Origin of the sequence: Enterobacter sp. 296B2, assembly GCF_034106185.1 — a bacterium.
Taxonomy (GTDB): domain Bacteria; phylum Pseudomonadota; class Gammaproteobacteria; order Enterobacterales; family Enterobacteriaceae; genus Enterobacter; species Enterobacter cloacae_N.
Genome location: NZ_JAWNCA010000007.1, coordinates 153,058 through 175,360, shown reverse-complemented (window position 1 = coordinate 175,360; position 22,303 = coordinate 153,058). Strand labels below are relative to the sequence as shown.

Below are 22,303 nucleotides of genomic sequence, written 5' to 3'. Positions count from 1 at the left end.
CTCAAAAGGCGCTGATGCCGGTGACCGCACCGACATACAGCGCCGCCCACGCGCAGGCGGAAAGCAGGCTGACGGCGTAGACCTTGACGGCGTTCAGCCTGAGCATCCCCGCCGCCAGCGGCACGATATAACGCAACACCGCCAGAAAGCGCGACGTAAACAGCACAACAACGCCGTTCTTTTGCAGCTGATGCTGTACCCGCAAGAACTTATCGGCATGCTTTGAGGTGAAACGCGTGACCAGCCGGGTGTGCCCCATCAGCTGGCCGATATGGTAATTCAGCACCGACCCCGCCGTTGCCCCCAGCACCACGGCGAGCCACGCCAGCGCAGGATGCATGCTCCCGTGGCTGACGGTTATGCCCGCCAGCAGCATCACCGAGGCGGGCGGCAACACGGAGGAGACCAGCACCGTCGACTTGCTCAGCGCCATCACGAATAACAGCGCGAACAGATGTGCCGGATACAGCGCAAAATGATTCAGCAGATTATCAAACCACGCCATTTTCCTCTCCTCCGTTGATTATATAATCCTCCATTAGAAAAGAATTACCTTAAATAAACCGTCAACGCTTTATTAATAAGATTCTCCTAAACCGTTCTTAAACATTATTTAATTTCCCGAGCGGTAATATCAAATAAGCGTATTATTTCTCTCGTTTTACAACGATCTCGTTATGGCGAGGCTCCTGTACAAATACACGTTATCGCTCTGGTGGGTTCGAGAGAACCGGCACAGGGTAAAACAGGCACTGTCGAATCAAGGCTTTGTCAGTATAACTTCCCTTGCGGGATACGGTGTACAGTGCTGAACCCAGGACGTGGGGATCTCCTCTTCGACATGCCCTGTCTTGCTCGCCCCTGAGAGATGTTATTATTCAAAGGGAATTCACTATGTCTTACGCTATTCACAACCAGAACCTGGCATTCAATGACAGCGCGGTCGCGCAATATATGAATACCGATTTTATCGTCCTCGACATTTCATTATGCGTCGCGCTGGCGCGCGAGCAATTCTTCGAAAAATTAAAAGACGATGATATTCCGTCGCATATTTTTATTGAAGACCATGGACGCCTGGCGGGCATGATTGCCGTGCGCAAATTATTGCAGGTCACGGATACCGTGCAGCCAATTAAAAGCCTGATGATTTCGCAGTTTTTGCAGGTCAAACCGGAAGATGAACGCGCCAATGTTGCCGGGCTGCTGGCCCACGGCGAGGCGGACGTCGTGCCCGTGGTCACCCACGGCAAGCTCGTCGGCTGCCTGACCGAGCGCGAAATCGCCCACCTGCTGGAAGATGACGTCACCGAAGATGCTCAGCTTCAGGGGGCGACGCTGCCGCTGGAGAAGCCCTATCTGGAAACCAGCGCCCTCAGCCTGTGGAAGAAACGCTCCGTTTGGCTGCTGCTGCTGTTTGTCGCGGAAGCCTACACCAGCTCGGTGATCCAGCACTTTGAAGAGGCGCTGGAGTCCGCCATCGCGTTGGCGTTCTTTATTCCGCTGCTGATCGGCACGGGCGGCAACAGCGGAACGCAGATCACCTCCACGCTGGTGCGCGCCATGGCGCTGGGTGAAGTGCGTCTGCGCGACGTGGGCCGCGTGCTGCGCAAAGAGATGACCACCTCGCTAATGATTGCCGTGACGCTCGGTATCGCCGGGTGTATCCGCGCCTGGATGATGGGGATTGGGCTGGAAATTACGCTTATCGTCAGCCTGACGCTGGTGTGCATTACGCTCTGGAGCGCGATCGTGTCGTCCGTCATTCCAATGGTGCTCAAGCGCTGCGGCATTGACCCGGCGGTCGTCTCCGCGCCGTTTATCGCGACGCTTATCGACGGTACCGGGCTGATTATCTACTTCAAGATCGCGCAATATACGCTGGGGCTGGAGTAACGCGGTCCGCCAGCTGAATCACCGCGCGCGAAAACGCCTCAATCGCCAGCGCGACATCCTCAGCCATCACCGATTCCGCCGGATGGTGGCTGACGCCTCCACTGCAGCGCACGAAGAGCATGCCTACCGGCCAGCGTTCCGCGATAGCAATCGCATCGTGGCCCGCACCGCTTGGCAGCGAGAGCGACCGCTCCTGTACCGATTTAACGGCCTCCCCCAGCACGCTCTGCAGGTGGCGATCGCACGGCGTGGCGGCAATGCGGTAAAACTCCTCGGCGCTAAACGCCAGCCCGCGGCGCGATGCGATCGCCTGGGCATGTTCCAGCAGGTCGTTAAGCAACCGATCCAGCGGCACATCCTGCGGGCCGCGAATATCCAGCGAGAGCTCAACCTCGCCGGGGATCACGTTCACCGCCCCCGGCAGGCAGCGCAATTCCCCGACCGTCGCCACCAGGTTGCCGCCCTGCTGTCGGGTAGCGTTTTCAATGATAACCATCCACTCGGCGGCGGCGGCCAGGGCGTCCCTGCGGTGGTGCATCGGCACGGTTCCCGCGTGTCCGGCCTCGCCGGTGAAGCGGCAGTTCAGACGACGCGCGCCGTTAATGGCTTCCACCACGCCAAGCGCGAGCGCCTCCTGCTCAAGACACGGCCCCTGCTCAATATGCAGCTCCAGATAGGCGCTGAAATCCTCCTGACGGCGCGCGGCATTCGACACGCGGGCGGGATCGAGCCCCACCTGGGTCATCGCCTGCGCCACGCTGATGCCGCTGGCGTCGGCTTTTTCCAGCCAGCCCTGCGGCCAGGTGCCCGTCAGCCCCCGGCTGCCTAACAGCGTAATGCCGAAGCGGGTGCCCTCTTCGTCGCAAAAGCCGACAATCTCGATGGCCTGTGCCAGATGCACACCCTGCTGGTGCAGGCTGTCCACCACCTCAATGGCGGTGAGCACCCCGAGCATACCGTCGTAACGCCCGGCGTTGCGCACGGTATCCAGATGCGAGCCGAGCAGCACCGCCTGCGCCCCTTCCTGCGCGCCCTCATAGCGGCCGCAGATATTGCCCACGCTGTCCTGCCAGACGGTCATTCCCGCCTGGCTCATCCACTGCCCCACCAGCTGGTTGGCCTGCAGATGCTGCGTGGAGAGATAGACCCTTGTCAGCGCATCCGGGGTTTCGCTGATGGCGGCCAGCGCGTCAGCGCGGGCCATCACCCGTTCTGCCGCCGGGCTCATTGCGGCGTCTCGCGGCGATAGAGGTCCCACGCGGCCTGCATGGCGGCCCCCTGCGTAGTGGTGAATTTCAGGTAATTGAGCACCGACTCCAGCGCGCTCAGGGTGGTCATCACGCAGTCCTTGCGCGCGTTATAGCCCATAGTGCCGATGCGCCACACTTTGCCGTGCAGCGGGCCAAACGAGGTGCCGATTTCAATCCCGAAATCCTCCAGCATCAGCTTACGCACCTGGTCGCCATTGACGCCCTGCGGGATTACCACGCCCAACACGTTGTTCATCTTGTGCTTCAGATCGCCGAAGGTCTCCAGCCCCATCGCCTGGATCCCCTTCAGCAGCGCATCGCCGTGGAGCTTATGGCGGGCGATGCCGTTATCCAGCCCTTCCTGGAGGATCAGACGCGCACATTCGCGGGCGCCAAACAGCGCGGTCGTGGCTTCGGTGTGGTGGTTCAGCCGCTCCGGCCCCCAGTAGTCCATCACCATGCCGAGATCGAAGTAGTTGGAGTAGATCATCTCCTCGTCCCCGTCGCGGTGGGCGTCGGTGCGGATGCCCTCCTCAACGCATTTGCGTCGGCGGATCGCCTCCTCCATGCGCGCGCTCAGGGTGATCGGCGACGTGCCCGACGGGCCGCCGAGGCACTTCTGCATCCCGGCTGACACAGCATCCAGCCCCCAGGCGTCGGTCTCCAGCGCGTTGCCGCCGAGCGACGCGGTGGCGTCGGTGTAAAACAGCACGTCGTAGCGGCGGCAGATGGCGCCAAGCTCGGCGAGCGGCTGCAGCATGGTGGTGGAGGTGTCGCCCTGCACGGTCAGCAGCAGGCGCGGACGAATGCGCTTAATCGCATCCTCGACCTGATCCGGGGTAAACACCTCGCCCCACGGCACCTCAATGGTATGCACCTCCGCGCGGCAGCGGCGGGCAATTTCGCACAACAGATGACCAAAGCGGCCAAAGACCGGCACCAGCACCTTATCTCCCGGGCGGATGGCGGAGACCAGAATGGCTTCAATCCCCGCGCGGGAGGTGCCGTCCACCAGCATCGTCCAGCGGTTCTCGGTGCGGAACACCCCGCGGTAGAGCGCCATCACCTCGTTCATGTAGTGGGTCATGGCCGGATCGTACTGGCCGACCAGCTGGCTCGACATGGCGCGCAGCACGCGCGGGTCGGCGTTGATCGGGCCCGGCCCCATCAGCAGGCGTTGGGGCGGGTTGATTTGCGGAAAGCGTGCGATATCCATTTATCAGTCCTTATCAGTTGAGACCGCGCACGGAGGAGATGAACTGCTTCAGTTCCGTGGTCTGCGGGTTGGCGAACAGCGTTTTGCTGTCGCCCTGCTCCCAGACTTTCCCCTGGTGCATAAACACCACGCGGTCGCCCACTTCGCGGGCAAAATTCATTTCATGGGTCACGAGGATCAGGGTCATCCCCTCGGCCGCCAGCTGCTCCAGCACCTTGAGCACTTCGCCCACCAGCTCCGGGTCGAGCGCGGAGGTGATCTCGTCACAGAGTAAAACTTTAGGCGACATCGCCAGCGCGCGGGCAATCGCCACGCGCTGCTGCTGGCCGCCGGAGAGGCTCGACGGGTAGTAATCCAGACGATCGCCTAAGCCCACTTTCTCCAGCATGCGCTGCGCCAGCTCGCGGCATTCAGCGGCGCTTTTCTTCAGCACCCGACGCGGGGCGAGCATCACGTTTTCCAGCGCCGTCATGTGCGGGAACAGGTTGAAGCTCTGGAACACCATCCCGACCGAGCGGCTGATTTCACGCGCCTGGGAATCCCGGTCGGTAATGGTCATACCGCCCAGCTTGATGCTGCCGTCCTGATAGCCTTCCAGCCCGTTGATGCAGCGCAGCAGCGTGCTTTTGCCCGACCCGCTGCGCCCGATAATGGAGATCACCTGGCCCATGTCGATATCCAGATCGACGCCCTTGAGCACGTGGTTATCGCCGTAGTATTTCTGCACCTGATTAATGGTGATGAGAGGCATTGAATTTCGTCTCCAGATAGCGGCTGTAGCGCGACAGCGGATAACACAGAATAAAGTAGCCGAGCGCCACCAGCGCAAAGACCTTAAACGGCTGATACGTCACGTTGGTCAGCATGGTCCCGGCCTTGGTCAGCTCGATAAAGCCGATAATCGACGCCAGCGCGGTCCCCTTGATCACCTGCACGGCAAAGCCGACCGTCGGCGCAATGCCGATGCGCAGCGCCTGCGGGGCGACCACGCGAAACAGGGTCTGGCCAAAGGTCAGCCCCAGACAGCGCGAGGCTTCCCACTGCCCCTTCGGCAGCGCGCGAATGCTGCCGTACCAGATATCGAGCAGAAACGCGCTGGTGTAAAACGTCAGCGCCAGCGAGGCGGCGGTCCACGGCGAGACGTCGATGCCGAACAGCGCCACGCCGAAGAAGGCCAGGAACAACTGCATCAGCAGCGGCGTGCCCTGAAACAGCTCAATATAGCTGCGGATGATGCGCTTCACCGTGCGTCCGCCCGTCAGGCGCAGCAGCAGGAGCGGCAGCGTTACCACCGCCCCGCCGACAAACGCCACCAGCGACAGCAGCACCGTCCAGCGTCCGGCCAGCAGCAGGTTGCGAATAATGTCCCAGTCGGTAAAGGTGGTCATCATGCCTGCACCCCCAGCCATTTGCGTCCCGCCGCCATCATCAGCTGGCGCAGGGTAATCGACAGCGCTAAGTAAATCCCGGTTGTCACCAGATAAACCTCAAAGCTCAGAAACGTTCTGGACTGGATCAGGTTGGCGGCGAAGGTCAGCTCTTCATACGAGACCTGCGACACCACCGACGAGCCGAGCATCACGATGATGCACTGGCTCACCAGCGCCGGATAAATGCGCTGCAGCGCGGGCGGCAGCACCACGCGAATAAAGGTCTGCAGACGGGTCAGCCCCAGCACGCGCCCGGCCTCCCACTGCCCTTTCGGCGTGACCTGAATGCCCGCGCGGATAATTTCGGTGCTGTACGCGCCCAGGTTCACCACCATTGCCAATAGCGCCGCTTCCCCCGCCGTCATCTTCAGGCCAAGATTCGGCAGACCGAAGACGATGAAAAACAGCTGCACCACAAACGGCGTGTTGCGGATGATTTCCACGTACGCCCCCCAGATCCGGCTGTACCAGGTGGTGCGTCCGCTGCGGATCGCCGCGCCGAAAATCCCGATTGCCAGCCCGCCGACGGTTGCCATTACCGTCAGCTGAATGGTGACCCACAATCCCGCCAGCAGCTCCGGCCAGTGTGGCCAGAGGGCTGAAAAATCAAGTTGCTCCGTCATCGGCTCAGGCGCCAAGTTTTGCCGGCAGCGGGGCCTTCAGCCATTGCTCAGACAGGCCGTTCAGCGTGCCGTCCTTGATGCCCTGCTCAATCAGCGCATCCACTTTTGCCTTCAGGGCCGGTTCGTTTTTCTTCAGGCCGATAAAGCACGGCGAGTCTTTCAGCATAAAGCTCGGCACCGGGGCTTTATCCGCGTTCTGGCGCGAAATGGCCGCCACCACGAGGTTGCCGGTTGCCACGTACTGCACCTGGCCGGAGAGGTAGGCGGAGAGCGTGGTGTTGTTGTCTTCGTAGCGTTTCACGTTGGCATCTTTCGGCGCCAGGCCGGTCAGCACCATGTCCTCCACCGCCCCGCGCGTCACGCCGATGGTTTTTCCGCTCAGCGCGGCGGCGTCCTTCAGTTCAGCCCCTTTCGGGCCAAACACGCCGAGGAAGAACGGCGCGTAGGCGCGGCTGAAGTCGATCACCTTCTCGCGCTCCGGGTTTTTACCGAGGCTTGAAATAACCAGATCCACCTTATCGGTTTGCAGGTACGGCACGCGGTTGGCGCTGGTCACCGGCACCAGCTGCAGCTTGAGCTTCATCTGTTTGGCCAGATAGCGCGCCATGTCGATGTCATAGCCCTGCGGCTGCAGATCGGTCCCCACCGAGCCAAACGGCGGGAAGTCCTGCGGAACAGCAATGCGGATAGTGCCGCGCTTCTCGATATCCTGAAGCTGGTCAGCCTTTGCCGGCAGCTGAGTGAAGAGACATGCGGCCCCGGCCAGTGCAATTAACAGTTTTTTCATGGTGCTTCCCCGTAACGTTAACATGAAACAAAAGATTCTTTGAATGTGTTTTTGCAACTAATGTGCCAGATAAGGCGAAGCGGGGAATATTCTTTCGAAGCCGGATAAAACGCGGACGGGTCGAAAAAACGTGCGTTTCTCCGACCCGTCATCTGCACCATTTCAATGCAAAAGCACCAGCCTGATGCCCCATTATCGTTGTTCGAGTTCGTCCAGCTGCTGATAGAGGGAGGCAATCTCGTGAATGCGCGGGCGCCCTTTATCGAGAATTTCATGCAGGAAGGCATTCGCCAGCAGATTAATCAGGCTGTTGACCGAGGAGTAGCTGTCATAGGCCGAGACGCTGTCCAGCGGGGCGCAGAGCTGCCAGCTCGCCAACGGAAACAGGCTGTGCGCCTGCGGCTCGCACATCAGCAGCACCGGAATACCGCTGCTCTGAAGCTGCTGCATCAGCGGACGGATAATGCGCGGGCGGCGGCGAAAGGCCATCATCACCACCAGATCGTCCGGCGTTAAGTCCACCATCTCCTCGCTCAGGCTCTGCCCCGGCTGCGGCAGGACCAGCACCTGACCGCGCGCCTGCAGCAGCTGCTGGCGCAGGTGGAGTGCCGCAGGATAGGCGTTACGCATGCCGATAATGACGATGCGCCGCGCCTTGACCATGCAGGCCATGGCCTCGGCAAACTGCTGCGCGTCGAGGGCATTGACCCACTGGGTCAGGTTCGCCATCTCCTGCTTGTAGTGGCGCGCCAGCAGCGTGTTGCCCTGCACCGCGTCGCGGTTATCGGTGAGCGGCATCCCGCTCTGGCGCAGGGTGCGCAGCTCGTCACGCATATCCTTATATTTCTCATACCCCAGACGCTTAAAGAGGCGGCTGACCGTGGCTTTCGACACCCCGCTCAGCTGCGCCAGCTCGGCGCTGTTGTAGCTGATCAGGTCGTCAAAATGGTCGAATATAAAATCCGCCACCCGCTGCTCCTGCGGCGACAGCGACGGATACTGTGCTTTCAGACGTTCATCCAGTTGTTCCATAGCGCCTCTGTAACTTTTGTTTCATCACATTTTGCCTTTCATTCTACCTTTCATTATACGTGCCAGTTTACTGAAACTTTTCTTTCAGAACTGGAACAGCTTTTGCAGCACCTTGTGACTTTCAGGGTTACGAGGACTCCTCATGCAAAGTAATGTCTCCACGCACGGCATGGCCGTAGCGCCCCACCATCTTGCCAGCCAGAGCGCGCTGGCGGTGCTGCGCGAAGGCGGCAGCGCGATAGAAGCGATGGTCGCCGCGGCGGCCACCATCGCCGTGGTTTACCCGCATATGAACGGGCTGGGCGGCGATGGCTTCTGGCTTATCGTGCCGCCGGAAGGCGACCCTGTCGCCATTGATGCCAGCGGCGCGGCGGGTTCGCGGGCAACGCTCGCCGCCTACGAGGGGCTCACGCACATTCCCCATCGCGGGCCGCAGGCGGCGCTGACCGTCGCCGGCACGGTGAGCGGCTGGGACGAGGCGCTGAAGGTTTCCCGCGAGATGACCGGCAAGTCGCTGCCCCTGGCTCGCCTGCTGGCCGACGCCATTGAGTATGCGCAGAACGGCACGCCGGTCACGGCCTCACAGGCCCATGCCACGGCCAGCAAATTCGACGAGCTGAAAGATGTCCCCGGCTTCGCGGAAACCTGGCTGGTGGACGGTAGGCCGCCGCAGGTCGGGAGCCGCTTTTATCAGCCCGCCATGGCCTCAACCCTGACGCGCCTGGCGGAAGACGGCCTGGATAGCTTTTACCGCGGCCCGCTGGCGGACGTGCTGGCGCACGGCATGGAGACGCTGGGCCTGCCCGTGACGCTGGCCGATCTTAACGCGCACGCAGCCCGGCGCACCGCGCCGCTGAAGCTACTACATCAGCAGGGCGAGATCTTTAACCACGCCCCGCCGACGCAGGGGCTGGTCTCGCTGGCAATACTCGGCATCACCGACCGCCTGAACATGGCGGAGGCAGACGACGCCGACACCATTCACCGCATCGTTGAAGCCACCAAGCTGGCCTTTGGCCTGCGCGATGCCCACATCACCGACCCGCGCGAGCTGAAAACCGATATTCAGGGTCTGCTGGATCCCGCCTCTCTGCAGGCGCTTGCCGACAGGGTTGACGACGGCCGCGCCGCGCCGTGGGGCACCGGAAAAGGCCCCGGCGATACGGTGTGGATGGGGGTAATGGATAACAGCGGGCTCGCCGTGTCGTTTATCCAGAGTATCTATCACGAGTTCGGCAGCGGCGTGGTGCTGCCCGACACCGGCATCGTCTGGCAGAACCGGGGGGCATCGTTCAGCCTCGATCCCAATCATCTTCTGGCACTCGCGCCGGGCAAGCAGCCTTTCCATACCCTGAACCCGGCGGCGGCGCGTCTTAAGGACGGGCGCGTGATGGTCTACGGATCGATGGGCGGTGACGGACAGCCACAAACCCAGGCCGCGCTTTTTACCCGCTACGTGGTTCAGGGCCTGCCTTTACAGGAAAGTATTTCCCGCCCACGCTGGCTGCTGGGGCGCACCTGGGGACAAACTTCTGACACGTTAAAACTTGAAGGACGCTTCAACGCTGAGGCGGTCTCTCGGCTTCGCGGGCGGGGACACGAGGTGGAAATGTTCCCTGATTTCAGTGAAGCGATGGGCCACGCGGGCGCGATTGTCCGCCATCCCAACGGGCTATTCGAAGGGGCATTTGACCCGCGCAGCAACGGCGCAGCCGCCGGATTCTGAGGAGAAAAAAATGACGACACCACAACCCGACTGGCAGGCCTATCTTGCGCAAATGGAGTCTGTGCTCGGCGTAGAGCTGGACGATGCCCGCCGCGCCGAGCTGCATGTGCAGTTCAGCCGCATTGCCAGCATGGCCGCCCCGCTGATGGCGCTGCCGCTCGACGACCGTCTGGAGATCGCAGGAGTGTATAAAGCATGACACTACATGAGATGAGTATCAGCGACATTCAGCAGGCGCTGAGCGCGGGCGAGCTGAGCGCCCATGAGATTGCCCGCCAGACGCTGGAGGCCATTGCGCGCGTTAACCCGCAGATCAACGCCTGGACCGCCGTGACGGAAGCACGCATGCTCGCCGAGGCTGAGAACATCGACACCCTGCGGCGCGAAAAGCGCCCCCTGCCGCCGCTGGCGGGCGTGCCCTACGCGGTGAAAAACCTGTTCGACGTTGCCGGACACACCACCCTCGCGGGGGCAGAGCTGTTCAGCCAGCGCCCCGCCGCGGCCGCCGACAGCTTCGCCGTGCGCCAGCTGCGCAGCGCGGGCGGGCTGCTGTCCGGGATGGTGAATATGGACGCCTACGCCTACGGCTTTACCACCGAGAACAGCCGCTACGGCGCGACGCGTAACCCACACGACCTGACGCGCATTGCGGGCGGGTCCTCCGGCGGTTCAGCTGCCGCCGTGGCCGCCGGGCTGGTGAACTTTTCGCTCGGCACCGATACCAACGGGTCGATTCGCGTTCCGGCCTCCCTGTGCGGCATCTACGGCCTGAAGCCCACCTTTGGCCGCCTGTCGCGCTCCGGCAGCCATCCATTTGTCGCGAGCCTGGATCATATCGGCCCCTTTGCCCGCCGCGTGTGCGACCTGGCGTCCGTGTACGACGCGCTGCAGGGTCGGGACAGCAGCGACGGTTTTCAGGCAGAGAGCTCGCGCGAGCAGACGCGCCCCCTGCTCGATCGCGGGCTTGACGGCCTGCGCTGCGCGGTGCTCGGCGGCTACTTCACCACCTGGTGCGACACGGATGCCAGAGACGCCGTGGCGCGGGTGGCGAAGGCGCTGGACGTGCAGGATGAGCTGCAGTTCCCGGACGCCGAACTGGCGCGCTCGGCGGCGTTTATCATCAGCGCCTCCGAGGGCGGAAATCAGTATCTGCCCGCGCTTCGCCGCGAGCCCGAGCGTTTTGAGCCGCACTCCCGCGAACGACTGCTGGCCGGGGCGATGATCCCCTCCGCCTGGTATATTCAGGCCCAGCGGTTCCGCGCGCAGGCCCGGCAGGCGTTTCACGCGCTGTTTGCCCAGGCCGACGTGCTGATTGCCCCCGCGACGCCGCGCAGCGCCACGCGGATTGGCGAACAAACCATGGAGATTAACGGTCAGCCGCTTCCCATTCGCGCCAGCATGGGCATGCTGACCCAGCCGATATCATTTTTGGGTCTGCCCGTGACCACCGTTCCGCTGCGTACCGCGCAGGGTGCGCCTATTGGCCTGCAACTGATTGCCGCGCCGTTTAACGAGCAGGCCTGCCTGCGCGTCGCGCACGTGCTGGAAGAGAGCGGCATCGCCGACGCGCGTCCGGCGGAGGTGGCCGCATGATGAATCACGATGACATTAACCTGCCGTGGGTAGTCGCCGAGGTGACCGCCGCGTTTTACCGCTATGAAGACGCGCTGGTGAGCAACAACATTGCGGTGCTGGACGAGCTGTTCTGGCACGACAAAAACACGGTGCGTCTGGGGGCGGGTGAAAACCTGTACGGGATTGATGAAATTCGCGCCTTCCGGGCGGCGCGCCCCGCCGCCGGGTTGCAGCGGACGTTGCGCCACACCGTCATCACCACCTTCGGGGAGGATTACGCGGTGTGCAGCACCGAGTTTACCCGGGAGGGCACGGAGCGGATTGGCCGCCAGCAGCAGACGTGGGTGCGGTTTGCCTACGGGTGGCGGATCGTGGCGGCGCAGGTGAGTTTGATGGTGTAACCCCACCGGGAATACATGGTTCCGTAGGCCGGGCAAGGCGCAGCCGCCTCCCGGCTAAACACGGCACACTTACTTCTGAAACGGATGCACCTCCCGCCAGTGGTCGGCAATCTGCTGGCGGGTACAGACCCACACCTGCTCATGCTGCTGCACGTAATCCAGGAAGCGCTGCAGCGCGCGAAAACGCCCCGGCCGCCCCAGCAGACGGCAGTGCATGCCGATGGACATCATCTTCGGCGCGCTTTCCCCCTCTTCGTACAGCACGTCAAAACTGTCCTTCAGATAAGTGTAAAACTGCTCGGCGGTGTTAAACCCCTGCGCGGTCGCGAAGCGCATGTCGTTAGCATCCAGCGTATACGGCACGATCAGGTGAGGTTTTTGGGTGCCGTCACCGCAGGCCACTTCCGTCCAGAAGGGCAGGTCGTCGCCATAGTAGTCGCTGTCGTAGTCGAAGCCGCCGTGCTCCACCACCAGCTGGCGCGTGTTGGGGCTGTCGCGTCCGGTGTACCAGCCCGTCGGCGGCTTGCCGAACAGGTCGGTCAGCACGTGCACCGCCTTGTGCAGATGTTCGCGCTCCTGTTGGATATCCATGTGCTGATAGTGGATCCAGCGCCAGCCGTGGCTCACCACGTCGTAATCCGCTGCCCTGATTGCCTCGACGATCTCCGGGTGACGCGCCAGCGCCATCGCCACGCCGAAGACCGTCAGCGGCAGGCCACGCTTTTGAAATTCACTGTGGATCCGCCAGAATCCGGCGCGGCTGCCGTATTCGTAGAGGGAGTCCATCGACATGTGTTTGTCCGGGTAGCTGGCCGCGCCGATGATGTCCGACAGGAACTGCTCGGATCCGGCATCGCCGTGCAGAACATGGTTTTCCGCCCCTTCCTCATAATTGAGCACAAACTGCACGGCGATGCGCGCCTGATTTGGCCACCGCGCGTGCGGCGGGTTGCCCGCGTAGCCGCGCAGATCCCGCGGGTAATCCTGTTCAAAAAGTCCCATTGCCCCCCCAAAAATTAAAATGGATTCAATGCCTGAAAATGTCCGCTTAACGCTTTTTTCTCCGGAAATGCCAGATCCCCGTGCTTGCTGGTCGAGAGCCCCAGCGCCACCAGCGACTCCACCATCTTCACCGCCGCGCTGACGCCGTCGATCACCGGCACGCGCAGCTCGCGGGTCAGCTCCTGCGCCAGCGTCGCCATGCCGCCGCAGCCGAGCACGATGGCGCCGCAGCCATCCTCTTTCAGCGCCTGAATACAGCGCGCGCGCACCTTCTCCTGCGCCAGACCGCTGCCGTCTTCCAGCGCCAGCACCGGGAGATCGATAGCGTGCAGCGCCGCGCAGCGATCGTGAAAGCCATACTGGTGCAGCAGATGACGGGCAATAATCAGCGTGCGCGGCAGCGTGGTCACCACCGAAAAGCGCGTCGCCACCAGCGTCGCCATATGCATGGCGGCTTCCGCAATGCCCACCACCGGCCCGTGCGCCAGCTCACGCGCCGCCAGCAGGCCCGGATCGCCAAAGCAGGCGATGACGTGACCGTCCACGCCCTGCTCTCTGCCGAGCCTGACCTGCTCAAGAACCCCCACGGCGGCGATGGCTTCATCAAAGTGGCCCTCGATAGACGGCACGCCCGCGCCCGGACAGACCGCGAGGATCTCCGTACCTGGCGCCGCCACCGCGCGGGCCGCCGCGCCGATGGTTTCCGTCATCGCGAGGCTGGTGTTGGGGTTGATCACTTGTATACAGACAGACGACATTACGACTCCTTGTGGCCGGCAAACAGCCGGGCAAAATCCGGCAGGCACTCGCCCGCCCGCTCGAAGCAGAGGCTGGCGACGATATGTTCAAAATGGTGCATTAAGGCATCGCTGAGCGGCTCAAGCGCCTTCTGGCGCAACAGTTCCACCAGCTTTTCGTGGTCGTTGCAGCGGCAGCCCTGGCGCCACGGCGCGCCCCAGGCGGCAATCACCAGCGAGGATCGCTGGCTCAGGCTTGTCACCATCTCCGTCAGCACCTGGTTGCCGGAGATGGCCTGCAGCTGTATGTGGAAATTGGCGGAGTGACGGATCGCCGCCGGCCCGTCGTACGCCTCGTGCGCCTGCTGCTCCTGGCGAATAATGGCCTCCAGCGCGGCGAGATGCGGCGGCTGACAGTGGGCCAGCACGTCCGGCAGGTTGGCGACCTCCAGCAGGGCGCGGGTGCGAAAGATGTGCTGCGCCTCTTCCACCGTCGGGCTGGCGACGTGTGCACCACGCTTGGGCGTTAAGGTGACCATTTGCACAGCGGCGAGTCGCTGCAGCACCTTACGGATGCCCGTGCGGCTTACGCCAAACACCTCGGCCAGCGCCTCTTCCGGCAGTTTGCTCCCCGGCAGCAGCTGATGTTCGACAATCGCGGTCATCAGCGCCTGAAAGATCGATTCGTCTTTGTCATGCAGGTCTGGCGCGGTCTGCAGGGCATTTACGTTATTCATTCACCACTCCGTCTTTTACTCTTCTTTATCGAATCGTATACATAAAATTAAAATATTGCATACAAGATTTAATATTTTGGCCTGGATCCTGCAACACCGATTCCACTCCCACTTAACGGGTTTTCACACACAGGAGCAGGTTTCATGCCAAACAGTCAAAACGCGCAGCAAGGTACGGCCGCTGATTCCGGTGCGGTTTACAGCCCACGTCTTTGCAATGAGGATCTGGCACCGACGCGTGACCAGAACTGGAGCTGGTACAACATCTTTTCGTTCTGGATGTCGGACGTCCACAGCATGGGGGGTTATGTTGTCGCCGCGAGCTTCTTCACGCTCGGGCTGGCAAGCTGGCAGGTGCTGCTCTGCCTGCTGGTGGGGATCTGCATCGTGCAGCTGTGCGCTAACCTGGTAGCCAAACCGAGCCAGATGGCGGGCGTGCCCTACGCGGTGATCAGCCGTCAGGCCTTTGGCGTCTTCGGGGCCAATATTCCGGCGGTCATCCGCGGGCTAATTGCCTTTGCGTGGTACGGCATCCAGACCTGGCTGGCCGCCAACGCGCTGATGCTGGTGGTGCTGAAGTTTTGGCCTTCTCTGGCGAGCCTTACCATCGGTGCCTTCCTGGGCCTGTCGCCGCTGGGCTGGATCTGCTTTGCCATCATGTGGGTACTCCAGGCGATGGTCTTCTGGCACGGCATGAGCGCCATCAAGCGCTTTATTGATGTCGCCGGTCCGGCGGTTTATGTGGTGATGCTGGCCCTCGCAGGCTGGATTGTATACAAGACCGGCTTTGACGGCATTTCCTTCACCCTCGCCAGCAAATCCCTTAGCGCGGGCGAGCAGACCTGGCAGATGATCACCGCGACCGCGCTGGTGGTTTCTTACTTCTCCGGCCCGCTGCTCAACTTTGGCGACTTCTCCCGCTACGGCAAAAGCATGGGCGAGATCCGCCGCGGCAACCGCTGGGGCCTGCCGTTTAACTTCCTGCTGTTCTCCATCGTCACCGTGGTCATTGTCTCCGGCACCCAGTCGCTGTTTGGCCGCATGATCACCGACCCAATTGAAACCGTCAGCCGCGTGGGTAACGATCTGGCCGTGGCGATTGGCCTGCTGACGATGATCACCGCCACCATCGGGATTAACATCGTCGCGAACTTCGTCTCCCCGGCGTTTGATTTCTCTAACTGCTCGCCGCAGAAAATCAGCTTCCGCACCGGGGGGATGATTGCCGCCGTCGGCTCGATCCTGCTCACCCCGTGGAACCTGTTCAACTCGCCGGAGCTTATTCACTACACCCTGGACGTGCTCGGGGCGTTTATCGGCCCGCTGTTCGGCATTCTGATTGCCGATTTCTACCTGATTAAGCGCGGCAAGGTGTCGGTGGACGATCTGTTCGACGACACGCCAAAGGGCAAATACTGGTACCGCAACGGTTTCAACCCGAAAGCCATTGGCGCGCTAATCCCGTCCGTTGCCGTGGGGCTGGTGATTGGCTTTATCCCGGCCCTGCATGAGGTGGCAAACTTCAGCTGGTTTATCGGCGTCTTCCTGGGCGGCGTGACCTACCGCTGGCTGGCGCGGGAAGAGCGCGAGACGGCAGGCGCGACCTCGTTCAGCTCCCGCGTGGCGACGCAAAAAGAGTAACCCCTTCCTCCGGCCGCAGTTTATCTGCGGCCCGTTCATTCTGGCACCGTTCTTGCTGAGCCTTCTTACCCCGCTACGCAAACACTAAGGCAGGAACCATGATGGAATACCAGACTGCGATACGCGGTGCATTTTTCGATATTGCCCGGGTCTGCGACAGCGCAGACGCCATCGCCCAACACGCGCGCTACCTTGAGGACGGCCTGCTGTTTATCCAGCACGGAAAAATTCTGGCGCACGTGCCGTGGCAGGAGGGCGAGCAGTACCTTGACCCCCGCAAGGGCTACACCGACCTGCGCGGCAGGCTGCTGCTGCCCGGTTTTGTAGACACCCACGTCCATTATCCGCAAACGGAGATGATCGGTGCCTTTGGCGAACAGCTGCTGGAGTGGCTGACTACCTACACCTTCCCGGTGGAGAGCCAGTTTGCCGATGAAGCCTACGCGAAAGAGATCGCCGAATTTTTCATTCAGCAGCTGGTGAGCAACGGCACCACTACCGCGCTGGTGTTTTGCACGCTGCATCCGGAATCGGTCGAGGCGCTGTTTACCGAGGCCCTGCGCCTGAACATGCGCCTTATCGCCGGAAAGGTGATGATGGACAGACACACGCCGGACTACCTGAGCGAAGACGCGAAGCAGAGCTACCGGCAGACGCGGGCGCTGATCCAGCGCTGGCATCACCGGGGGCGGCTGGGGTATGCCATCACGCCGCGCTTTGCCCCGACCTCATCCCCCGAGCTGCTTGCCGCGGTCAGCCTGCTCAGAGAGGAGTTCCCGGATACCTGGCTGCAGACCCATCTGAGCGAAAACCCCAACGAAGTGGCCTGGGTAAGCGATCTCTGGCCGGAGCATGAGCGCTATCTGGACGTGTATCACCACTACGGCCTGACCGGCGAGCGCAGCGTGTTTGCCCACGCGATTCACCTTCACCGCAGCGAGTGGCAGTGCCTGCATGACACCGGTTCGGCGGTGGCGTTTTGCCCCACCTCAAACCTGTTTCTCGGCAGCGGGCTGTTTCGCCTGCCCGCCTGCTGGCAGCACAGGGTGCGGATGGGCATCGGTACCGACGTCGGCGCGGGCACCACCTTCAGCATGCTGCGCACCCTGGGGGAAGCCTACAAGGTGGGCCAGCTGCAGAGCTACCGCCTGCGCGCCAGCGAGGCCTTTTACCACGCCACGCTGGGCGGCGCGCATGCGCTCAGGCTGGACGATAAGATTGGCAACTTCGCGCCCGGCAAAGAGGCGGATTTTGTGGTTATCGACCCTGACGTAACGCCGCTGCAGCGCCTGCGCAATTCCCGCTGCAAGGATATTTACGAGCAGCTTTTCGTGCTGATGACCCTGGGCGACGAGCGCAACATCAGCGAGACCTGGGTCAACGGCGAGCGGGTGTGGTCAGCTACCCCGGTAGGTTGACCACCCGCCAGGGGCAATCACAAAAGGCAGATGGTAGTGTTCGTCTGCCGCCTCTCCCGTCACAAAATCAATTTGCGCGCAGGGATAGAGCGTATCGCGACCGGTTTCGCTAAACCACGCGCCGATCTCCGCCACCAGCCGATAGCGGCCCGCGGGCAGAGAGGGAACGAACGCAGTGATGCGACCCTGCGCGTTGGTCACGCCCGTTGCCAGCGTGCCCCCCTCCTGTTGCAGATGGACCGTCACACCCGCTGCGGGTTTGCCGGTTGAGATATCGAGAATATGGGTGCTGAGCGTGCTCATTCGCTAATAGCTCCTTCCAGCCGTAGCAGCGTAATTTCCCGCAACTGTTCCAGCGCGGCACGAACTTCCTGAGCGTCGCTGTTCTCCAGCCGCGCGCGCAGCGCCTGTAAAATCTCTTCGCCGCTGCGGCCCTTCGCGCGGATCAGAAAGACGCGTCCGAAGCGGGCCTCGTAGCGGGCATTCCCCTCGCGCAGCGCCCGGGCAAGGTCAGCATCGCGGTCATTGACCGCGCCCTGCTCCTGGCGCGACAGCGCCGCCTCCGCCTGTGAGCCCGCGGGCTTTTCCCCGATGCGCGGATGGGCGCTCAGAGCTTGCGCCAGCGCCGCTTCGTCCCAGTTTTGCATCAGCGATTTTGCCGTACTGAACAATTCGTCCCGGCTGGCGTAAGGCCGCCCGTGAACCAGCGCATCGGCCCAGTCGGGGAGCGCCACACAGGGGTGAATCAGCGCTAACGCCTTTTCGTGGGGAAGATGATTGAAGTCGTGCAGTGCGATCATAGTGTCTCCTTTATTGTCCTTCTCCAGGCTATTGCACAAACCACGCCACCTTGAGCGCAGGCGTGAAACAGTCGATTCCCTGTAGCGCAACTGGAAATTTTTGATTCATAAAAAGGCACGCTCACCGCGTTTGCGCACCTTAGCAGTGCAAACGTCTCCCTCACAACGCCGTTTTCGCCACTCTGCAGCCTGGTACGCAAATTGCTGAATGCCTTTACACCCTGCAAAAGGAGAGAAGCATGAAAGCAATCGTGATTGGCGCGGGTATTGGCGGCCTGAGCGCCGCCGTCGCGCTGAAGAGAGCGGGCATCGACTGTACCGTGTTTGAAGCCGTAAAAGAGATCAGGCCCGTCGGGGCGGCCATCTCAATCTGGCCGAACGGCGTGAAATGCATGCAGCACCTCGGCATGGGCGACATCATCGAGACGTACGGCGGGCCGATGCGTTTTATGGCCTACAAGGATTACCGGCGCGGCGACACCCTGACCCGCTTCAGTCTCGCCCCGCTGGTTGAGCGTACCGGCGGACGCCCCTGCCCCGTCTCGCGCGCTGAACTCCAGCGCGAAATGCTGGACTTCTGGGGACGCGACAAGGTGCAGTTCGGCAAGCGCGTGGAACATGTGCATGAAGACGACGCGGGCGTGAACGTCACCTTCACCGATGGCACCACGGCAGCCGGGGATTTCCTGATTGCCGCCGACGGCAGCCACTCGGCGGTTCGCCCGTATGTGCTGGGCTATACGCCGGAGCGCCGCTACGCCGGCTACGTAAACTGGAACGGGCTGGTAAAGATTGATGAAGAGATTGCCCCGGCGCACCAGTGGACCACCTTCGTTGGCGAGGGTAAGCGCGTGTCGCTGATGCCCGTTTCCGGCGGCCGCTTCTACTTCTTTTTTGACGTGCCGCTGCCCGCGGGTCTGGCGGAGGATCGTACCACCCTGCGCGCCGACCTCACTGGCTACTTCCGCGGCTGGGCGCCGCAGGTGCAAAGGCTTATCGCGGCGCTGGATCCTGAAACGACCAACCGCATTGAAATCCACGACATTGAGCCGTTCGACAGCCTGGTGCGCGGCAACGTCGCGCTGCTCGGCGATGCCGGGCACAGCACCACGCCGGATATCGGCCAGGGCGGCTGTGCGGCGATGGAAGATGCCGTGGTGCTGGGGGAATGCCTGCGTGAAAACCACAACATTACGCTGGCGCTGCGGCAGTACGAAGCGCTGCGCTGCGACCGGGTGCGTGACCTGGTGCTGAAGGCGCGTAAACGCTGCGACGTCACCCACGGGAAAGATATGGCGTTGACGCAGGCCTGGTATCAGGAACTCAAAGAGGAGACCGGGGAGCGCATTATCAACGGTCTGTGCGAGACCATTCAGGGCGGCCCGTTAGGCTGAACAAGAGGGACAACGATGAAAAGAGAACCGACACCACCCGCCCACTGCACGTTTGAGCCAGAGGACTGGCTGCGCCTGGCGAAATGCTGGCATCCGGTTGCGCGCGCCTGCGACGTCGGCCCGGCACCGGTCAAAGCGACCCTGCTGGATGAACAGCTGGTGATTTACCGGATCCACGACCAGGTCGTGGTCGCCCGTGACGTGTGCCCGCACCGCGGCGTGCCGCTGACGCTCGGCTTTCACGACGAGCACGGGATTATCTGCCCCTATCATGGCTTACGCTTTGGGGAGGACGGGCGCTGCAACCGTATTCCGTCCAGCCCCGACCAGCCCGTTCCGGCGAAGCTGAACCTGATTAACTATGCCGTGGAGGAGCGCTTCGGCCTGATCTGGACCTGCCTGGCGTTTGACCCGGACAATCCTGCGCCGCTGCCCGCTATGCCGCACTGGGATGACGATGGATTTCAGCAGATTAACTGCCCGGCGTTTGAGGTGAACGGCTTCGCCGGGCGTCAGGTGGAGGGGTTTCTGGACGTGGCGCACTTTGCGTGGATCCACACCGATACCTTTGCGGATCCCAATAATCAGTTGGTTCCCACCTATCAGCCGCAGGAGACGCCGTTCGGCTTCGTGGCCGATTACTGGAGCTCCGTGAGCAATTACCCGGCCAGCTCTGACGTGCAGGCTCCGGACGGCTTCCAGTGGCTGCGCCATTTTGAGTTGCATCTGCCGTTTACCGCCACGCTGACGATTCATTTTCCGGGTGAATCGCGGCTGGTGATTATGAACGCCGCCTCGCCCGTGTCATCGCGCGTGACCCGCATGTTCGCCCCTATTGCGCGCAACTTTGACCTGCATATTCCGGTGGAGGACGTGCATGCCTTTAACCTGCGCATCTTCGAGGAAGATCGACTGATGGTGGAAACCCAGCGCCCGGAAAGTCTGCCGCTGGATCTGACGCTGGAAGCCCATATTCCCGCCGATAAAAGCTCAATTGCCTACCGCCGGGGACTGAAAAAAATGGGCTTTGGCGAATTTTTCCTGGTATGACGGAGGCCGATATGCTGAACGTGATTGTCGACGGGCTGTGGCGTGAGGGGGATAAAAGCCTTGCCGTCAGGCTGGTGGCCGAAAACGGCGAAACGCTGCCGTCCTGGCAGCCCGGCGCGCATATTGATGTCCACCTGCCCAGCGGCGTGGTGCGCCAGTACTCCCTGACCGGGGCATGTCAGGACGAGAGCTATCTTATCTGCGTGGGGCGTGAAGCCGCCTCGCGCGGCGGGTCGCGCTACGTTCACGAGACGCTGCGTCCCGGACAGACGCTTTCGATCTCTGCCCCGCGCAACCTGTTTCCACTGCATCAGGCTGAGCGGGTGTTGCTGCTGGCGGCGGGGATTGGCATTACGCCGCTGTATGCGATGGCCCTGCAGCTGAAGGCGTCCGGTACGCCGTTTACGCTGCACTATTACGTCAAAAACCGTCAAAGCGCGGCGTTTGCTCGCGAACTCCTGCAGTGCGGTAAGTGCTTTATTCATACCACCAGCCCGCGATCCACCCTGGCAGAGCACCTTCCCGCGCCCGAGGCAGGTTTGCGCGCCTGGGTGTGCGGACCTGCGGGCTTTATGGAAAAAGTGCGTGAGGTGGCGACGGCGAAGGGATGGGAGGACGACCATATCCACAGCGAGGCGTTTCAGCCCGCTGCGCCTGTCACGGGCGGTGAATCCGGCGAGATCTTTACGGTCAAACTCGCCTCCACCGGGGAGCGCTGGCCGGTGCCTGCGGATAAAACCATCGCCCGGGTACTGCAGGAAAACGGCGTGGACGTGCCGCTGTCCTGCGAAATGGGGATCTGCGGTGCCTGCCTGACGCCGGTGATTGACGGCGTGGTGGATCACCGGGATAGCGTGCAGTCGGAGGCGGAAAAAAGCGCAACGGACCAGCAGGTGGCGCTGTGCTGTTCTCGGAGCCATTCCAGGGAGCTGGTGATTGGGCTGTAAAACGAAATAAATATCCTCCGGCACAGCCGGAGGTTTTTCAGATGTGCCGGTAAGGCTTTGTTATCAGACGCGTCCCGGCTGCCACGCGTAATCAATACGGTTGGCCTGCTCGCGCGCCAACGCTTCATCGCCCTGCAATCGCGCCGCCAGGGTAAAAGCGAAATCAAATACTTTACCCAGCCCGCGGCCGCTCAGCAGATTGCCATCCTCCACCACGTCGGCGTTGACGTACATGCCATCGCTGACCGTTTTCCACAACTCGCCGGAGCAGACATAGCGACGCCCCTTCAGCAGTCCGTTGCCGCCCAGCACGCGAGCGGCGGCGGAGCAGATCGGGCAGATATATTTGCCCGCTTCATCGTGGCGGCGGACGAAGGCAATAACCTCCGCGCTTTTCGCCAGGTTAACGCTGCCTTGCGGGCCTCCCGGTAACACCACGGCGTCAAAGGTCTGGTCGAGGCTGACCTGCAGAGTGCTGTCCGCCATCACAGAGATGGCGTGATAGCTCACCACTTCGCGACTCTCGCCACAGGCAATCGTCTGCACCGTAATATTCAGGCGGCGCAAAATATCGACAGTGACGATCGCTTCCCCCTCTTCAAAACCGGGGGCTAATAGCACAGCTACGCTTTTCATCTTGC

Annotated in this window: 23 protein-coding genes, 1 pseudogene and 1 riboswitch; of the genes and pseudogenes, 10 read left to right on the top strand and 14 right to left on the bottom strand. The window is 62.0% G+C overall.

The features are described 5' to 3' along the window. Position 1: 1 nt before the first annotated feature. Positions 2-505 carry a DedA family protein gene (locus URZ40_RS07915; protein WP_163328682.1) on the bottom strand — a complete coding sequence of 168 codons (504 nt, stop codon included), beginning with the start codon at positions 503-505 and terminating at the stop codon, positions 2-4. Positions 506-664: 159 nt separating this feature from the next. Then, positions 665-834: riboswitch (M-box (ykoK) riboswitch) on the top strand. Between the two features lie 60 nt (positions 835-894). Between URZ40_RS07915 and URZ40_RS07910 the strand changes: the two genes are divergently transcribed. After that, on the top strand, positions 895-1,896 hold the full coding sequence (locus URZ40_RS07910) for a magnesium transporter (RefSeq protein ID WP_320720252.1): 1,002 nt from the start codon (positions 895-897) through the stop codon (positions 1,894-1,896). On the opposite strand, the gene hpxK is transcribed toward URZ40_RS07910, so the two are convergent. From hpxK to hpxU, 7 genes are all read right to left on the bottom strand, one after another. After that, positions 1,862-3,124 (bottom strand): allantoate amidohydrolase, encoded by a 1,263-nt coding sequence (hpxK, locus tag URZ40_RS07905; RefSeq protein ID WP_320720251.1) that lies wholly within the window; start codon positions 3,122-3,124, stop codon positions 1,862-1,864. The two genes, URZ40_RS07910 and hpxK, sit on opposite strands and share 35 nt — an antisense overlap. After that, positions 3,121-4,362, bottom strand: coding sequence for an alanine--glyoxylate aminotransferase family protein (locus URZ40_RS07900; RefSeq protein WP_320720249.1), 1,242 nt, complete (start codon positions 4,360-4,362; stop codon positions 3,121-3,123). Before URZ40_RS07900 ends, hpxK begins: the two co-directional genes overlap by 4 nt. A gap of 13 nt (positions 4,363-4,375) precedes the next feature. Next, positions 4,376-5,113, bottom strand: coding sequence for an amino acid ABC transporter ATP-binding protein (locus tag URZ40_RS07895; protein WP_008499843.1), 738 nt, complete (start codon positions 5,111-5,113; stop codon positions 4,376-4,378). Next, positions 5,094-5,750 carry an amino acid ABC transporter permease gene (locus URZ40_RS07890; protein WP_320720257.1) on the bottom strand — a complete coding sequence of 219 codons (657 nt, stop codon included), beginning with the start codon at positions 5,748-5,750 and terminating at the stop codon, positions 5,094-5,096. Before URZ40_RS07890 ends, URZ40_RS07895 begins: the two co-directional genes overlap by 20 nt. Further along, positions 5,750-6,415, bottom strand: a complete 666-nt coding sequence (locus URZ40_RS07885) for an amino acid ABC transporter permease (protein ID WP_116340808.1) — start codon at positions 6,413-6,415, stop codon at positions 5,750-5,752. The genes URZ40_RS07890 and URZ40_RS07885 overlap by 1 nt, the downstream gene beginning before the upstream one ends. Before the next feature lie 4 nt (positions 6,416-6,419). Then, entirely contained in the window at positions 6,420-7,202 is a 783-nt protein-coding gene (locus tag URZ40_RS07880) for a transporter substrate-binding domain-containing protein (RefSeq protein ID WP_320720245.1), read from the bottom strand. 192 nt (positions 7,203-7,394) lie between these two features. Beyond that, positions 7,395-8,234: a MurR/RpiR family transcriptional regulator HpxU gene (gene hpxU, locus URZ40_RS07875; protein WP_320720243.1), complete on the bottom strand. Its 840-nt coding sequence runs from the start codon at positions 8,232-8,234 to the stop codon at positions 7,395-7,397. A gap of 142 nt (positions 8,235-8,376) precedes the next feature. Here hpxU and hpxW point away from each other — a divergent pair, with 142 nt between their 5' ends. The 4 genes from hpxW to hpxZ are packed head-to-tail and all read left to right on the top strand — an operon-like array spanning position 8,377 to position 11,936. Further along, positions 8,377-9,960 (top strand): oxamate amidohydrolase, encoded by a 1,584-nt coding sequence (hpxW, locus tag URZ40_RS07870; protein WP_320720242.1) that lies wholly within the window; start codon positions 8,377-8,379, stop codon positions 9,958-9,960. 10 nt (positions 9,961-9,970) lie between these two features. After that, on the top strand, positions 9,971-10,159 hold the full coding sequence (hpxX, locus tag URZ40_RS07865; protein ID WP_192983035.1) for an oxalurate catabolism protein HpxX: 189 nt from the start codon (positions 9,971-9,973) through the stop codon (positions 10,157-10,159). After that, positions 10,156-11,553 carry an AtzE family amidohydrolase gene (locus URZ40_RS07860; protein ID WP_320720238.1) on the top strand — a complete coding sequence of 466 codons (1,398 nt, stop codon included), beginning with the start codon at positions 10,156-10,158 and terminating at the stop codon, positions 11,551-11,553. The genes hpxX and URZ40_RS07860 overlap by 4 nt, the downstream gene beginning before the upstream one ends. Continuing rightward, positions 11,550-11,936 carry an oxalurate catabolism protein HpxZ gene (gene hpxZ / locus URZ40_RS07855; protein WP_116340818.1) on the top strand — a complete coding sequence of 129 codons (387 nt, stop codon included), beginning with the start codon at positions 11,550-11,552 and terminating at the stop codon, positions 11,934-11,936. The genes URZ40_RS07860 and hpxZ overlap by 4 nt, the downstream gene beginning before the upstream one ends. Positions 11,937-12,005: 69 nt before the next feature. Here the strand turns inward: hpxZ and puuE are convergent, their stop codons facing one another. From puuE to URZ40_RS07840, 3 genes and pseudogenes are all read right to left on the bottom strand, one after another. Further along, positions 12,006-12,905 carry an allantoinase PuuE gene (puuE, locus tag URZ40_RS07850; RefSeq protein ID WP_226857586.1) on the bottom strand — a complete coding sequence of 300 codons (900 nt, stop codon included), beginning with the start codon at positions 12,903-12,905 and terminating at the stop codon, positions 12,006-12,008. Next, positions 12,823-13,696, bottom strand: a pseudogene (hpxA, locus tag URZ40_RS07845) (allantoin racemase). Before hpxA ends, puuE begins: the two are co-directional and overlap by 83 nt. Then, positions 13,696-14,412 carry a GntR family transcriptional regulator gene (locus URZ40_RS07840; RefSeq protein WP_116340824.1) on the bottom strand — a complete coding sequence of 239 codons (717 nt, stop codon included), beginning with the start codon at positions 14,410-14,412 and terminating at the stop codon, positions 13,696-13,698. The pseudogene hpxA and the gene URZ40_RS07840 overlap by 1 nt, the downstream one beginning before the upstream one ends. 144 nt (positions 14,413-14,556) lie before the next feature. Between URZ40_RS07840 and URZ40_RS07835 the strand changes: the two genes are divergently transcribed. Both URZ40_RS07835 and guaD read left to right on the top strand, forming a co-directional pair. Next, the gene (locus tag URZ40_RS07835) at positions 14,557-16,053 is read left to right on the top strand and encodes an NCS1 family nucleobase:cation symporter-1 (protein ID WP_320720234.1); all 1,497 of its coding nucleotides are present in this window, start codon (positions 14,557-14,559) and stop codon (positions 16,051-16,053) included. Positions 16,054-16,151: 98 nt separating this feature from the next. Further along, positions 16,152-17,471 carry a guanine deaminase gene (gene guaD, locus URZ40_RS07830; RefSeq protein ID WP_163328665.1) on the top strand — a complete coding sequence of 440 codons (1,320 nt, stop codon included), beginning with the start codon at positions 16,152-16,154 and terminating at the stop codon, positions 17,469-17,471. On the opposite strand, the gene uraH is transcribed toward guaD, so the two are convergent. After that, a complete protein-coding gene (uraH, locus tag URZ40_RS07825; RefSeq protein ID WP_116340830.1) occupies positions 17,451-17,774 on the bottom strand; it encodes a hydroxyisourate hydrolase in 324 nt (107 codons plus the stop codon). The two genes, guaD and uraH, sit on opposite strands and share 21 nt — an antisense overlap. Then, complete coding sequence (uraD, locus tag URZ40_RS07820) at positions 17,771-18,271, bottom strand: 2-oxo-4-hydroxy-4-carboxy-5-ureidoimidazoline decarboxylase (RefSeq protein WP_116340832.1); 501 nt, start codon at positions 18,269-18,271, stop codon at positions 17,771-17,773. The genes uraH and uraD overlap by 4 nt, the downstream gene beginning before the upstream one ends. Before the next feature lie 239 nt (positions 18,272-18,510). On the opposite strand from uraD, the gene hpxO reads away from it, so the two are divergent. Genes hpxO through URZ40_RS07805 form a run of 3 tightly spaced genes read left to right on the top strand, consistent with a single transcriptional unit; the run spans position 18,511 to position 21,662 of the window. Then, positions 18,511-19,665: an FAD-dependent urate hydroxylase HpxO gene (gene hpxO, locus URZ40_RS07815; protein ID WP_320720232.1), complete on the top strand. Its 1,155-nt coding sequence runs from the start codon at positions 18,511-18,513 to the stop codon at positions 19,663-19,665. A 15-nt stretch (positions 19,666-19,680) separates the two neighbouring features. Further along, positions 19,681-20,715 carry a molybdenum cofactor-independent xanthine hydroxylase subunit HpxD gene (hpxD, locus tag URZ40_RS07810; RefSeq protein WP_316380081.1) on the top strand — a complete coding sequence of 345 codons (1,035 nt, stop codon included), beginning with the start codon at positions 19,681-19,683 and terminating at the stop codon, positions 20,713-20,715. A gap of 11 nt (positions 20,716-20,726) precedes the next feature. After that, on the top strand, positions 20,727-21,662 hold the full coding sequence (locus tag URZ40_RS07805) for a PDR/VanB family oxidoreductase (protein ID WP_166710675.1): 936 nt from the start codon (positions 20,727-20,729) through the stop codon (positions 21,660-21,662). Positions 21,663-21,725: 63 nt separating this feature from the next. On the opposite strand, the gene URZ40_RS07800 is transcribed toward URZ40_RS07805, so the two are convergent. Continuing rightward, positions 21,726-22,298 carry a DJ-1/PfpI family protein gene (locus tag URZ40_RS07800; RefSeq protein WP_320720231.1) on the bottom strand — a complete coding sequence of 191 codons (573 nt, stop codon included), beginning with the start codon at positions 22,296-22,298 and terminating at the stop codon, positions 21,726-21,728. Positions 22,299-22,303: the final 5 nt, after the last annotated feature.